A 13,512-nucleotide genomic window follows, 5' to 3' on the forward strand; every position below is an offset into this window, starting at 1 on the left:
TGAAATGAGCCGCTATACTCGGGCCGTTCCGAACCCCACGCCGGAACGACCAGACCCGAATCCCGGAAACGACATCATGCGCCCGCAGCCGCTCGCCGCTTGTCTTGCTCTGGCCGTCCTCCTGCCCTTCGGGGCCGCCGTGGCCGCTCCTGCCCCTGCTTCACCCGCTACGGCTCCGGCCGCGCCGGCGCCGCTTCCGGCCCCGCAGGCGCCCGCCCCTGCCGCGGCGCTGACCGGCAATTTCGACAATGGCCGGGTATTGGCCTATACCTGCCAGGGGTGCCATGGCATCACCGGCTACAAGAACGCCTATCCCAGCTACAAAGTGCCCAAGATCGGCGGGCAGAGCGAGCAGTACCTGCTGCAGGCGCTCACCGAATACCGCCATGGCAAGCGCCGACATCCCACGATGCAGGCGCAGTCGATGAGTTTCAGCGAACAGGAGATCGCCGATCTCGCTGTTTACCTGTCCACCATCAAGTAAGGCACGCCCACATGTCGAAAGCCGCGCCGTTCACGCGTCATGCCATCGCCTTGTCCGTCGCCGTCCTGCTGGCGGCCTGCTCGCCCTCGCACGAGGACAGCAGCACGCAGTCGCCCGCACAGCCGGGACAGGCCGCGGGTGATCTTCCAGCGCCCTCGTCGTCTGCCGGCCTGCCGGCTGGGCGCCTCGCCGCCGGTGAGGCACGTGCGCAGGCCAAGGGCAAGGCCACCGGACAGAGCTGCATCGACTGCCACGGGGCCGACGGCAATTCGCCGATCGATCCGACGTATCCGAAGCTGGGGGGCCAGTACAGCGACTACCTTGCGCATTCGCTGCAGGCGTACCGCAGCGGCGATCGCCAGCATGCGCTGATGACCCCGCAGGCAACGGGCCTGAGCGATCAGGAGATCGCCGACCTGGCCGCCTATTTCGGCTCACGCCCCACCCAGCTACGCGACCTGCACGGCCTGAAATAGCCGCAGCCCGGAAATGCCCGTGCAGGGGTAGAGCCGAAACGGTAGAGCCGACTTCAGTCGGCTGCATCAGCGGTAGAGCCGACTTCAGTCGGCTGTTTTGTACAGCAAGCAGCCGACTGAAGTCGGCTCTACCAGGGCACAAGCCAAAGCACAGGCCCAAGCCACCGCCCCGTCACCGGTAGCGCCGACCCATGGTCGGCGAGCGCAGCGGCCCAGGTGTTCACACATCCGGTAGCGCCGACCCACGGTCGGCGAGCGCAGCGGCCCAGGCGTTCACGCAATCCGCCGAGCATGGCTCGGCGCTACCACCGCCCACCCTCGAGCGGCAGCGCATCCCTCAGGCATCCAGCTCCTGCCAGCGGGCGTAGGCGGCATCCAGTTCGGCCTGCACCTTCGCCAGCTTCTGGTTGTGCGCGGCCATGTCCGGCGCGCTGCGCTGGTAGAACGCGGGATCGTTCATCGCGGCGGTCAGGCCCTCGACGTCCTTCTCCAGCGTTTCGATCTTCAACGGCAGCTGCTCCAGCTCGCGTGCATCCTTGTAGCTCAGCTTGCGCTTGGCCGGTGCAGCCGCTGCGGCAACGGCAGGTGCAGCCGCCACGGCAGGCCGGCTGGCCAGCACCGGCGCGTTGAGGGCCTGCGCCGCCACGAACGCCGCATGGCGCTGCCAATCGGTGTAGCCGCCCACGTAATCGCCGACCACGCCATTGCCTTCCATCACCAGCGTGGAGGTCACCACGTTGTCCAGGAAGTCACGGTCATGGCTGACCAGCAGCAACGTGCCCGTGTAATCGCCCAGCAGCTCTTCCAGCAGCTCCAGGGTTTCCACGTCCAGGTCGTTGGTCGGCTCATCCATCACCAGCAGGTTGGACGGCTGCGCGAACAGCTTGGCCAGCAGCAGGCGATTGCGTTCACCACCCGACAGCCGCGTGATCGGTGCACGTGCCCGTTCCGGCGTGAACAGGAAGTCCTGCAGGTAGGCATGCACGTGCTTGCGCTTGCCGTTGAACTCGATGAAATCGCGGCCCTCGGCCACGTTCTCAATCGCCGTCCAGTCCTCGCGCAACACCGCGCGGTACTGGTCGAAATAGGCGATCTCCAGGTTGGTGCCGGCACGCACTTCGCCGCTGTCCGGTGCCAGGTCGCCCAGCAGCAGTTTCAGCAGCGTGGTCTTGCCGCTGCCGTTCGGCCCGATCAGGCCGATACGGTCGCCGCGCAGGATCGTCGCGGAGAAGTCGCGCACCATGCAACGCTCACCGAAGGAGAACGACACGTCCTTGATGTCGATGACCTTCTTGCCGGAGTTGGCCGCCTGGGCCGCTTCCATCCGTACGTTGCCACTGAGGTCACGGCGCACGGAGCGCTCGCTGCGCATCGCTTCCAGACGGCGCACGCGCCCTTCATCGCGGGTACGGCGGGCCTTGATGCCCTGCCGGATCCACACTTCTTCCTGCGCCAGCATCTTGTCGAAGCGGGCGTTTTCCTGCGCCTGCGCGTTCAGCCGTTCCTCGCGGCGACGCTCGTAGTTGGCCCAGTCGCCCGGCCAGCTGGTGACCTGGCCACGGTCGATCTCGACGATGCGGGTAGCCAGTGCACGCAGGAAGCGGCGGTCATGGGTGACGAACACCACGCTGCCGTTCCAGTTCTTCAGGAACATTTCCAGCCAGTCGATGGCCTCGATGTCCAGATGGTTGGTCGGTTCGTCCAGCAGCAGCAGATCCGGGCTGGACACCAGCGCGCGGCCCAGCAGCACGCGGCGCTTCATGCCCCCGGACAGGCGCGCGAACTCGGCATCACCGTCCAGGTCCAGCTTGGTCAGCGTTTCGCTGACGCGCTGGTCCAGGCCCCAGCCGTTGGCCGCATCGATCTTCGCCTGCACCGCGCCCAGCGCGTCGCCGTCGAAGTCCTCGGCCATGCTGAGGTGGTGGAATTCGGCCAGCCACTGGCCCAGCTCGCCCAGGCCCTCGGCGACCACGTCGAACACGCTGCCGGCGGCACCGATGGGCACCTCCTGTTCCAGGCGCGTCACGCGGACGCCCTGCTGGATGCGGACTTCGCCGTCGTCGGGCTTGTGGTCGCCGGACAGCAGCTTGAGCAAAGTGGATTTGCCGGCGCCGTTGCGGCCGATCAGGGCGATACGCTCACCCGGTTCGATCGACAGTTCGGCTTTTTCCAGCAACAACGGGCCGCCGACGCTGAAGTCGACGTTCTGCAAGGTAATCAGAGGCATGGGGCTATTGTACGGGGTTGGATCGCTTTTCTGGGGAAAAGGGATCAGGCCCGGCGCGGACCCCGTACAATGCGCCATGAATGAATTCTCGACCCTGCCGCTGAGCCCGGCCCTGCAGCCCGGCCTGGAAGCGCTTGGCTACACCACGATGACCGCCATCCAGGCGCGCGCCCTGCCCCCCATCCTCGACCGCCGCGACGTGATCGCGCAGGCGCCGACCGGCAGCGGCAAGACCGCCGCCTTCGGGCTGGGCCTGCTGCAGGCACTGGATCCGGCCACCCAGCGCGTGCAGGCGCTGGTGTTGTGCCCTACCCGCGAACTGGCCGACCAGGTCGGCAAGCAGATCCGCAAGCTGGCCACCGGCATCCCCAACATGAAGCTGCTGGTGCTGACCGGCGGCTCGCCGCTGGCCCCACAGCTGGCCTCGCTGGAAGCCCACCATCCGCACGTGGTGGTCGGCACCCCCGGCCGCGTGCAGGAACTGGCGCGCAAGCGTGCGCTGAACCTGGGCCAGGTGCGCACACTGGTGCTGGATGAGGGCGACCGCATGCTGGACATGGGCTTTGAAGAGCCCATCCGCGAGATCGCAGGACGCACGCACAAGGATCGGCAGACGATGCTGTTCTCGGCCACCTTCCCCGATGCGATCCGCGCGATCGGCCGCGACGTGCTGCGTGAACCGGTGGAAGTGACCGTGGACGGTGCCGACGACGCCCCCGACATCCGCCATCTGTTCTGCGAAGTAGAGCCTGCGCATCGGCAGAAGGCGCTGGCCGGCCTCCTGCTGAAGTACACCCCGGAATCGGCGGTGGTGTTCTGCAATACCCGCAAGGATGTCGACGAGGTCGCCAACTCGCTGCAGCAGTTCGGCTTCTCGTCGCTGGCCCTGCATGGCGACATGGAGCAGCGCGACCGCGAGGAAGTGCTGGTGCGCTTCGTCAACCGCAGCTGCAACGTGCTGGTGGCCAGTGACGTGGCCGCGCGCGGACTGGACGTGGAAGACCTGGCTGCAGTGATCAACTACGAACTGCCGACCGACATCGAGACCTACCAGCACCGCGTGGGCCGCACCGGTCGCGCTGGCGCCAGCGGCATGGCGATCAGCCTGGTCGCGGGGCGCGAGAAGTCGCGCGCCGAGGCACTGGAAGCGCAGCGTGGCAAGCCGCTGGACTGGCAGAAAACGCCGCTGGCCACCTCGCGCCCGGATGAACTGCCGCAGGCCGCCATGCGCACCCTACGCATCGACGGCGGCAAGACCGACAAGCTGCGTGCAGGTGACATCCTGGGCGCACTGACCGGCGATGCCGGCCTGGCGGGCAAGCACATCGGCAAGATCGCGATCTATCCCACGCGCTCCTACGTGGCGATCGCCCGCGACCACGCCAACCGCGCACTGGGCAAGCTGGAAGAAGGCAAGATCAAGGGCCGCCGCTTCCGCACCCGGGTGATGTAAGCATCACGCACCGGTGCACCGGTACGCCGGTGCTCTGGCTTGGTTCGGGCTTGGCTTGCTTCGGCTCTGGCTTGCTTCGGGCCTGGCTTGCTTCGGGCCTGGCTTGCTTCGGGCCTGGTTTGCTTCGGGCCTGGTTTGCTTGGGGCCTGGCTTGCTTCGGCTCTGGTTTGCGTCTGGTAGAGCCGACTTCAGTCGGCTTCGCACGCAACAGCAGCCGACTGAAGTCGGCTCTACCGGATTCCGATCGACCGTTTGTCTCGGCCGACCGTTTGTTTGGGACGGCCGTGTATTTCCGGCCAACCGTGTATTTCTGGCCGGCCGCGTATTTCTCGGCCACCCGCGTTTTTCCGGGCGGCCGTGTATTTCCAGCCGACCGTGCATTTCAGGCGGACCGTGCATTCCGGCCGACCGTGTATTTCCGGCCAACCGTGTATTTCCGGTCGGCCGTGTATTCCAGCCGACCGTGCATTCCGGTCGGAGCGGTGGGCCCCTCAGTACACCAGTTCTGCGTGCAGCGGCAGATCGGCTTCCCAGCGGCCGCGGCCGCCCAGGCCATCCAGCTCCACCAGCACGCCGGCACCCACCACGTTCACGCCCAGGCGCCGCACCAAAGACAGCGCCGCCACCAGCGTGCCGCCGGTCGCCAGTACGTCATCGATGATCGCCACCCGCGCACCGGCCGGCAACGCGTCGGCGTGCACTTCGATGCAGTCGCTGCGGTATTCCAGCGTGTATTCCTCACGCAGCACCTTGCCCGGCAGCTTGCCCGGCTTGCGCACCGGCACGAAGCCGATACCCAGCTCGTGCGCCATGGCTGCGCCCAGGATGAAGCCGCGCGACTCGATGCCGACCACCGCATCCAGCTGCAGGTCACGCCAGCGTGCGCTCATCGCCTTGACCGCGGCGCGGAAGTCGTCGCCGTTGGCGAGCAGCGGCATGATGTCCTTGAACAGGATGCCCGGCTTGGGGAAATCAGCGATGTCGCGCAGGCGCGATGCCCACTGCGGTTCGACGGATGCGTCGGTCATGGCGAGGCCAGCAATGTAGGGCGGCATAGGGTAACAGGCCGTTCAAAGGACAGCTTCACTGTCAGGAACTGCACGACAGCATCGAACAGCCTGCCTTGTGATCCGCCCACGCCGGACGTTTGCCGGCGTAATGCTCCAGCCCGGCACGTTCGGTGCAGGGATCACGCAGGACCTCCTGCAGCGCCTGCACACCGCCCAGATCGCCTTGCTCGGCACGCTCGATCGCTTCCTGGGCCAGCCAGTTTCGCAGCACGTACAGTGGATTGGCGCGGGTCATCCGCGTCATGCGCTCCGATGCCGACAGGGGATCGGCACGCAACCGCGCGGCATAGTCGCCCAGCCACTGCAGCAGCGCCTCATGGACGGCGGCCTGGCGCGCGGGGTCGTAGTACACGCCGTCCAGCACAGCGGCATCCGGACGCGTGACATCGAAGCGGATCAGCGCCCGGTAGGCCAGGGTCATGTCCATCGCTCCGTCCTGCATCAGCCCCTGCCAACGCTGGTGCAACTGCAGGTCGTCCTCGCCCGCCACGGACAGACCGAGTTTGGCGGCGACGTCGCGTCGCGTGCAGGCGGCCAGCGTGACCTGGAAGGTGTCCAATCCCGCCGGCAGCGGCTGCACGTCGGTGAACAGCGGCGCCACCGCCTGCGCCAGCCGGGTGAGGTTCCAGAACACCACCTGTGGCTGGGTGCCGAACCGGTAGCGCCGCCCCTGTGCGTCGGTGGTATTGGGCGTCCACTCCGGGTCGAAATCCTCCACCCAGCCATACGGGCCGTAGTCGATGGTGAGCCCGAGCACCGACATGTTGTCGGTGTTCATCACGCCATGCACGAAGCCCACGCGCATCCAGTGCGCGACCATTTCCGCGCTGCGGGTGCACACCGCGCCGAACCATGCGCCCAACAGCACATCGCCACTGCCCTGCAGCTCGGGGAAATCACGAGCGATGCACGCGTCGACCATCCGCTTCAGCAACACCACATCGCCGCGCGAAGCGGGAAGTTCAAAGCTGCCAAAGCGCAGGAATGAAGGCGCCACGCGGCATACGATGGCGCCAGGCTCGGCCTTTGCATGGCCGTCGTAGAACATGTCGCGCACCACACCTTCGCCGGTGCCGACCAGCGACAGCGCGCGCGTGGTCGGCACGCCCAGATGGTGCATCGCCTCGCTGCACAGGAACTCCCGTATCGACGACCGCAGCACGGCGCGGCCATCGGCCCCGCGCGAGTAGGGCGTCGGCCCTGCGCCCTTCAGCTGCAACTCCCAGTGGCGTCCGTCGGCAGCGACCAGTTCACCCAGCGAGATCGCCCGTCCATCACCCAGTTGCCCCGCCCAATGGCCGAACTGATGGCCGCCGTAGTTGGCGGCCCACGGCTGCATGCCGGCCAGCAAGGCGTTGCCGCCGAACACCTCCGCGAACTCACTGCTTTCAACGAACGCAGCCGGCAGACCGAGCAGCTCGGCGACCTCCGGCCAGACGGCCAGGGTGCCCGGCGCGGCGACCGGCGTGGGCATGACCGCCGACCACGCGGCCCCGATCACCTCACGGCGGCGTGGCCCGTGCTCTGGATCCCCCGGTAGGGTGGCGATAAGGCGGTTGTCGAAGTGCGGCGATTGCGTATCCATGCCGACTACATGGGGATGCCCGCGCGAAGCGGCAAGTCGCTTCCTCAGCGGCCGTCCAGCGCCTTCAGGCTGCCGCCACGCGCCACGGCGTGCTGGTAGCCCGGACGCTGCTCGATGCGCTGCAGGAAGCTGCGGATCGCCGGCTTGTCGGCCAGGCCATCGCCGCGGCTGCCCGCGGCCTGCAAGGGGAAGCTCATCTGGATGTCGGCCAAGGTGAAGCGCTGACCGGCAAACCACGGGCTTTCGCTGAGCCGCTGCTCCATCCAGTCCAAATGCAGGCGACGCTGTGGCCCGACGAAGCCTTGCTCTGCCTTGTCCGCGATCGCGCGCGCGATGGGGCGGGCAAAGAACGGCATCGGCGCGTTGCGGATACGGGCCATCACCAGCGTCAGCAGCATCGGCGGCATGGCCGAACCTTCGGCGTAGTGCAGCCAATACCGGTATGCCATGCGCTCGTCACTGCCGGACGGCTGCGGCGCGGGGGAAAGCACGCGTTCCTTGTCGTAGGTATCGGCCAGGTAGTCCAGGATCGCACCGGATTCGGCCAGCATCCGCGTCCCGTCCTGCAGCACCGGGGCTTTGCCCAGCCCGTGGATCTGCTTGAGCGCGGCGGGTGCAAGCATGGTCTTGGCATCCCGCGCGTACTGCTTGAGTTCGTAGTCCAGCCCGAGCTCTTCCAGCGCCCACAGGACGCGCAGGGAACGGGAATTGTCGAGGTGGTGGACGATGCGCATGCAGGGGATCCGCGATGAAGGGTTTCCATAGCGTAGTGGGCAGCGTTTGCGCGAAGCGTGACGAACAAGGGCGTCGCCCGGCTGGGACGCGGGCAAAAAAAAACGCCGGAAGCTTTCGCTTCCGGCGTTCATAGCTACCTTAAGGTAGCAAGCGGATTAGACCGCCTGCACCTGGTCAGCCTGCATGCCCTTCTGGCCCTGCACGGCGACGAAGGTTACCTTCTGGCCTTCCTGCAGCGACTTGAAGCCGTTGCCCTGGATGGCACGGAAGTGCACGAACAGGTCCGGGCCGCTTTCCGGGGTGATGAAGCCGAAGCCCTTGGCATCGTTGAACCACTTCACGGTACCGCTCTGACGATCAGACATCTTTGAAACTCCTGAAACAATATGAAATAAATCGCAGCCACCGGATATCGGGGCCGAGACTGAGTTGCAGGCGTTGGCAAAGCGGATCGATGGAGCAGATCGTGAGATCAACTGCACCAGGCCACGATTTACGGTGACCCTAGCAAACACAGTGGGACGGACAATACGCGTGTTTGGACTAAAAAGCGATAGCGGAGATGTTCATCAAACCCAATTCAGGCTTCCGGCGCATTGGTGTCAGCCCCCGTGGCCCTGCCGGGGGATCCTCGCGACGGCTCCGTCAAGGTCAATCCGCTGCAGAAATGGCGCACCTCCCCGCTGAACGGATCGCTGAATGAAAGCGTCCGGGCCAACAGCTGCAAGGGCTGGGAGTAGTCCCCCGCGTCCCGCGGAGCCAGGGTCGGGTACAGATCATCCCCCTGCAGGGGTGCCCCCAGGGCGGCCATGTGCACCCGCAGCTGGTGCTTGCGGCCCGTGACCGGGCGCAGCCGGTAATGCCAGACCGGACCGGTTCCCTCGATCACCTCCACCTCGGTCTCGCTGTTGGGCGCGCCCTCGACTTCGGCCATGCGGTGGAAGGGCGTCCCGCGCTCCAAACGACTGCAGTAGCGCAGCGGAAACGCCGTCGCAGGCAGCGCAGGCGCCAGCGCTTCATAGGTCTTTTCGATACGCCGCTCGCGGAACAGGCGCTGGTAAGCATCCCGGCTGCCGGGCTGGGTCGAGAACAGCACCAGGCCCGCAGTCAGCCGGTCCAGCCGGTGAAGGGGCACCAGGTCTGGATTGCCGGTCGCGGCGATCAGGCGCGCCAACAGCGTCTGCTGGACGTGCCCGCCCGCCGGCACCACCGGCAGGAAGTGGGGCTTGTCGGCGACCAGCAGGTGCGCATCGTGATGCACGATGCGCTCGGCGAACGGCACGACCGGCTCGTGCGCCACCTCGCGGAAATACCGTATCTCCAGACCGACCTGCCACGGCTGTGCCGGATCGAGCGCCCTGCCCTGCGCATCCTGCACCCGCCCACGGCCGAAGCGGTCCAGCCACTGCGCGCGACTGATCCGAGGGAAGCGCGCGCACAGCCCATCCAGCAGGCAGCCCCAGGCCCCCGGCGGCAACTGCAGGCGACTGGCGGCAACGTGCGGGTACATCGGATCGGACGGCATCATGGCCCACCCATTATCATGGTGCTCTTTGTACACGGAAGCCCCATGGCCCTCACCGCCACCATCCGCAAGGCCGAGCTGCAGATCAGCGACATGGATCGCGGCTACTACGCGACCCACAACCTCACCCTCGCCCAGCACCCGTCGGAGACCGACGAGCGCCTGATGGTGCGCTTGCTGGCCTTCGCGTTGAACGCAGCGGATCGCCTGGAGTTCGGCCGTGGCCTGAGCACCGACGACGAGCCGGACCTGTGGGAGCACGATTACACCGGCGAGATCCTGCGCTGGATCGACCTGGGGCACCCGGACGAGTCACGCATCCGTAAAGCCTGCAACCGCAGCCGGCAGGTGCAGATCGTCAACTATGCCGGCCACGCGTCGGATGTGTGGTGGCAGAAGCAGGGCAAGGCGCTGGAGCGCTTCGGCAACCTGTCGGTACTGGACCTGCCCGCCCCGTTCGTCGAACAGTGGACCACGCAGATCCAGCGCGCGATGCGCTGGAGCGTGCTGATCCAGGACACCGAAGTACAGCTGATCGCCGACCACATGCAGCTGGACGTCATTCCGGTCTGGCGCAAAACCGCCAAGGCGTGAGCGGCGTGGCGACCCCCCGTTGCGATGTCCTGGTGATCGGTGCCGGCGCAGCCGGGCTGATGTGCGCGCTGACCGCCGGCAAGCGCGGCCGCGTGGTGCAGGTCATCGACCATGCCAACAAGGTCGGCAAGAAGATCCTGATGTCCGGCGGTGGCCGCTGCAACTTCACCAACACGGGCACCACGCCGGCCAACTTCGTGTCGGCCAACCCGCACTTCTGCAAGTCCGCGCTGGCCCGCTACACGCCCTGGCATTTCATCGACATGGTCGAGCGCCATGCCATCGCGTATCACGAAAAGGAACTGGGCCAGCTGTTCTGCGATGTGTCGTCCAAGCAGATCGTGAAGATGCTGGTCGACGAATGCCAGCAGGCCGGTGTGCAGATCCGCACGGACTGTGCGGTGCAGCGCATCGAGCGTGGCAGTGATGGGTTTCATGTGCACACCGCCGATGGCGTGATCTTTGCTGCCTCGCTGGTGGTGGCCACCGGCGGGCTGTCCATCCCCAGCCTGGGCGCCAGCGGCTTCGGCTACGAGATCGCACGCCAGTTCGGCCACGATGTCCTGCCTACCCGCGCCGGCCTGGTGCCGCTGACACTCAGTGGTACCCACCAGCAACGCCTGGCCGACCTGGCCGGCGTGGCGCTGCCGGTGGAAGCACGCAGCAACGGGGTGTCGTTCCGCAACGCGATGCTGGTCACCCACCGCGGCATCAGCGGCCCGGCGATCCTGCAGATCTCCTCGTTCTGGCAACCGGGCGACGCGCTGGAGCTTGACCTGCTGCCCGGCCAGGATGCAGCGGACTGGCTGCGCCAGATGAAGCGCGACCGCCCGGACGCGGCGCTGCGCACGGTGCTGGGCGATGTGTTGCCCAAACGGCTGGCACAGCGTCTGTGCGAGCACTGGTTGCCGGATCGCCCGGTCAAGCAGCTGGATGAACCGCAACTGCGGCAGGCGGCGGCCCTGCTGGGCGCCTTCCCGCTGGTGGCCAGCGGCACCGAAGGCTACCGCACGGCCGAGGTCACCCTGGGGGGTGTGGATACCGCACAGGTGTCTTCGTCGACCTTCGAATCTCGGCAGGTGGACGGGCTGTATTTCATCGGCGAAGTGCTCGATGTCAGCGGCTGGCTGGGCGGCTACAACTTCCAGTGGGCGTGGGCCAGCGGACATGCCGCCGGCAGCGTGGTGTAGGCATGGCGCAGTTCCCGTCCGCCCCGGGGGCTGGCGCATGGACCTGCGGACGTGCATCGTGTATCTAATGCGCAGCTTGGGGAGCAATGAATGCAGAACTCGAATGACATCACCCTGCGCCTGGTGATCGTGGATGACAGTGGCGAGAACGCCGAAGCCATCGTGAGCGCGCTGCGCAACAGTGGCATCGCCGTCCGCCCGTCGCGCCCGCAGGACGCCGAGGAGCTGGGCCAGGTGCTGACCGCACAGGCCATCGACCTGGTGCTGGCCGCGCCGTCGCAGTCGATCAGCCTGCCGCAGGTATCCCAGCAGATTGCCGCCAGCGGCAAGGATGTGCCACTCATCCTGCTGGTGGACCACATCGAAGAAGACGCGCTGGTGGAGGCCAGTGCGCACGGTTTCCGCGCCCTCGCCCTGCGACCGCGTCCGGAACACCTGCTGGCCGTCGTGCGCGACCAGTGGGTGGATCTGCAGGCGCGTCGCAGCCTACGCCGTATCGAGGCGCAGATGCGCGAGACCGAGCGCCGCTGCGATGCACTGATCGCCTCGTCGCGCGACCCTATCGCGTACATCCATGAAGGCATGCACATCCGTGCCAACGAGGCCTACCTGGAGATGTTCGGCTTCGAGCATTTCGACGATGTGGAAGGCATCTCGTTGCTGGACATGGTGTCGGCGCAGCACGTTGAAGGCTTCAAACAGCTGTTGAAGGGCCTGAGCAAGGGCGAGGCGCCACCCCCGCAGTACCAGGTGGATGCGCGCCACCAGGATGGTTCCGCGTTTGCCGCCACGATGGAGTTCACCGCGGCCACTTACGAGGGTGAGACCTGCCTGCAGGTGGTGTTCCGCCGCCGCCTTGAACTGGACCCCGAACTGGCCCGCGAAGTGGAAGAGCTGCGCCAGCGCGACCAGGTGACCGGCCTGTTGAACCGGCCAACGTTCATGGTGCGCGTGGAGAACGCCGTCGCCCAGGCCGGCCGCAGCGAAGGCCGCGCCGGCCTGCTGCTGGTCGAGCCGGACCACTACGCCCGGCTGCTGCCAGACTTCGGCCTGGATTCGGCAGATGCCTTGATCGCCGCCATGGCGGCCCTGCTGCAGGATACGGTGGGCGAACAGGCCGAGCTGGCGCGCTTCGGCGAACACAGCTTCGGCGTGCTGCTCGAGGGCGCCTTCGCCGACACGTCTGCACTTGCAGAGCGCATCCGCGCCGCCTACGCCGCCCATGTCTTCAGCATCGGCAACCGCTCCGCGACCGTCACCGTCAGCATTGGTGGCGTGCAGGTGGGCGAGAAGATCGCCAGCATCGGCCAGGTGTTGGCCCGCGCCACGGCCTGCGTGCAGGACGCCTCCGAGCTGGGCAACACCGTGCGCATCTTCGATCCCGGCGCGACGGACCGCGTCGAGGAAGAACGCATCTCGCGCTGGGTATCGCGCATCCGCGAGGCACTGGACGGCGATGGCTTCCAGCTGCACTACCAACCGGTCTTGAATCTACAGGGCGAGCCGCGCGAGCTGTACGAAGCGTACCTGCGACTGGACAACAACGGCGAACTGCAGAGCCCGGTGGCCTTCCTCGGCATCGCCGAAGAGCATGGCCTGCTGGCGGACATCAACCGCTGGGTCGTGCGCCGCGCGATCGCCGTTCTCGGCGAGCACCAGCGTGCCGGCCGGTCCACCAACATGCTGGTCAAGATCACCCCGGAGTCCTTCGCTGATCCGAAGTTGATCGCGGTGCTGCACGATGAACTGCGCGCCCATGGCGTGCCCGGTGAGCGGCTGTGGCTGCATGCGCCGGAGTCGAAGGTGTTCACCCACCTGCGCAATGCGCAGCAGTTCCTGCAGGACGTGGCACCGTTGGGCTGCCGCATCGGCTTGGAGCAGTTCGGTTCCGGCCTGGATTCGTTCCAGCTGCTGGCGCACTTCCAGCCACAGTTCCTGAAGCTCGATCGCGGATTCACCCGCGACGTGGCCAGCACCCGCGAGAACTTCGAGAAGATCAAGGAAATCACGGCGCGCGCGCAGGCGGCGGACATCGCCACCATCGCCGAGTTCGTGACCGACGCCAACTCGATGACATTGTTGTTCAGCGCCGGCGTGGATTACGTGCAGGGCGAGTTCGTCGGCGTAGCGACGCCGCGAATGGAGTTTGACTTCGGCTGACGCCCGGCGCTCC

12 protein-coding genes are annotated in these 13,512 nt (G+C 66.7%); 6 read left to right on the plus strand and 6 right to left on the minus strand.

The features are described from left to right. Positions 1–76 precede the first annotated feature (76 nt). Together IFT58_RS01840 and IFT58_RS01845 are read left to right on the plus strand one after the other, a co-directional pair. Entirely contained in the window at positions 77–484 is a 408-nt protein-coding gene (locus IFT58_RS01840) for a cytochrome c (RefSeq protein WP_188327298.1), read from the plus strand. Positions 485–495: 11 nt separating this feature from the next. Beyond that, entirely contained in the window at positions 496–960 is a 465-nt protein-coding gene (locus tag IFT58_RS01845) for a cytochrome c (protein WP_188324283.1), read from the plus strand. A 337-nt stretch (positions 961–1,297) separates the two neighbouring features. On the opposite strand, the gene IFT58_RS01850 is transcribed toward IFT58_RS01845, so the two are convergent. Continuing rightward, complete coding sequence (locus IFT58_RS01850) at positions 1,298–3,187, minus strand: ATP-binding cassette domain-containing protein (RefSeq protein WP_192080671.1); 1,890 nt, start codon at positions 3,185–3,187, stop codon at positions 1,298–1,300. 76 nt (positions 3,188–3,263) lie between these two features. Between IFT58_RS01850 and dbpA the strand changes: the two genes are divergently transcribed. Next, a complete protein-coding gene (gene dbpA, locus IFT58_RS01855; RefSeq protein ID WP_188324285.1) occupies positions 3,264–4,640 on the plus strand; it encodes an ATP-dependent RNA helicase DbpA in 1,377 nt (458 codons plus the stop codon). A 491-nt stretch (positions 4,641–5,131) separates the two neighbouring features. Here the strand turns inward: dbpA and IFT58_RS01860 are convergent, their stop codons facing one another. From IFT58_RS01860 to IFT58_RS01880, 5 genes are all read right to left on the minus strand, one after another. Then, positions 5,132–5,668, minus strand: coding sequence for an adenine phosphoribosyltransferase (locus tag IFT58_RS01860; protein ID WP_188324286.1), 537 nt, complete (start codon positions 5,666–5,668; stop codon positions 5,132–5,134). A gap of 61 nt (positions 5,669–5,729) precedes the next feature. Further along, complete coding sequence (locus IFT58_RS01865; RefSeq protein WP_192093759.1) at positions 5,730–7,295, minus strand: YdiU family protein; 1,566 nt, start codon at positions 7,293–7,295, stop codon at positions 5,730–5,732. Between the two features lie 44 nt (positions 7,296–7,339). Then, positions 7,340–8,029 (minus strand): glutathione S-transferase, encoded by a 690-nt coding sequence (locus IFT58_RS01870; protein WP_192093760.1) that lies wholly within the window; start codon positions 8,027–8,029, stop codon positions 7,340–7,342. 156 nt (positions 8,030–8,185) lie between these two features. After that, entirely contained in the window at positions 8,186–8,395 is a 210-nt protein-coding gene (locus IFT58_RS01875) for a cold-shock protein (RefSeq protein ID WP_042615064.1), read from the minus strand. A 215-nt stretch (positions 8,396–8,610) separates the two neighbouring features. Beyond that, on the minus strand, positions 8,611–9,558 hold the full coding sequence (locus IFT58_RS01880) for a pseudouridine synthase (protein ID WP_192093761.1): 948 nt from the start codon (positions 9,556–9,558) through the stop codon (positions 8,611–8,613). Between the two features lie 42 nt (positions 9,559–9,600). Here IFT58_RS01880 and IFT58_RS01885 point away from each other — a divergent pair, with 42 nt between their 5' ends. The 3 genes from IFT58_RS01885 to IFT58_RS01895 all read left to right on the plus strand — a co-directional run bounded on the left by IFT58_RS01885 (position 9,601) and on the right by IFT58_RS01895 (position 13,499). After that, positions 9,601–10,149 (plus strand): YaeQ family protein, encoded by a 549-nt coding sequence (locus IFT58_RS01885; RefSeq protein ID WP_188324301.1) that lies wholly within the window; start codon positions 9,601–9,603, stop codon positions 10,147–10,149. Between the two features lie 5 nt (positions 10,150–10,154). Continuing rightward, positions 10,155–11,339 carry an aminoacetone oxidase family FAD-binding enzyme gene (locus IFT58_RS01890; protein WP_192080667.1) on the plus strand — a complete coding sequence of 395 codons (1,185 nt, stop codon included), beginning with the start codon at positions 10,155–10,157 and terminating at the stop codon, positions 11,337–11,339. Between the two features lie 90 nt (positions 11,340–11,429). Continuing rightward, entirely contained in the window at positions 11,430–13,499 is a 2,070-nt protein-coding gene (locus IFT58_RS01895) for an EAL domain-containing protein (RefSeq protein ID WP_192080666.1), read from the plus strand. The last annotated feature ends 13 nt before the right edge of the window (positions 13,500–13,512 follow it).

It is taken from the genome of Stenotrophomonas sp. CFBP 13718 (assembly GCF_014842145.1).
In the GTDB taxonomy this organism is placed as follows: domain Bacteria; phylum Pseudomonadota; class Gammaproteobacteria; order Xanthomonadales; family Xanthomonadaceae; genus Stenotrophomonas.

Coding starts and splice junctions, on each gene's coding strand:
- IFT58_RS01840 (WP_188327298.1), top strand. CDS start 77: ATGCGCCCGCAGCCGCTCGCCGCTTGTCTTGCTCTGGCCGTCCTCCTG.
- IFT58_RS01845 (WP_188324283.1), top strand. CDS start 496: ATGTCGAAAGCCGCGCCGTTCACGCGTCATGCCATCGCCTTGTCCGTC.
- IFT58_RS01850 (WP_192080671.1), bottom strand. CDS start 3,187: ATGCCTCTGATTACCTTGCAGAACGTCGACTTCAGCGTCGGCGGCCCG.
- dbpA (WP_188324285.1), top strand. CDS start 3,264: ATGAATGAATTCTCGACCCTGCCGCTGAGCCCGGCCCTGCAGCCCGGC.
- IFT58_RS01860 (WP_188324286.1), bottom strand. CDS start 5,668: ATGACCGACGCATCCGTCGAACCGCAGTGGGCATCGCGCCTGCGCGAC.
- IFT58_RS01865 (WP_192093759.1), bottom strand. CDS start 7,295: ATGGATACGCAATCGCCGCACTTCGACAACCGCCTTATCGCCACCCTA.
- IFT58_RS01870 (WP_192093760.1), bottom strand. CDS start 8,029: ATGCGCATCGTCCACCACCTCGACAATTCCCGTTCCCTGCGCGTCCTG.
- IFT58_RS01875 (WP_042615064.1), bottom strand. CDS start 8,395: ATGTCTGATCGTCAGAGCGGTACCGTGAAGTGGTTCAACGATGCCAAG.
- IFT58_RS01880 (WP_192093761.1), bottom strand. CDS start 9,558: ATGATGCCGTCCGATCCGATGTACCCGCACGTTGCCGCCAGTCGCCTG.
- IFT58_RS01885 (WP_188324301.1), top strand. CDS start 9,601: ATGGCCCTCACCGCCACCATCCGCAAGGCCGAGCTGCAGATCAGCGAC.
- IFT58_RS01895 (WP_192080666.1), top strand. CDS start 11,430: ATGCAGAACTCGAATGACATCACCCTGCGCCTGGTGATCGTGGATGAC.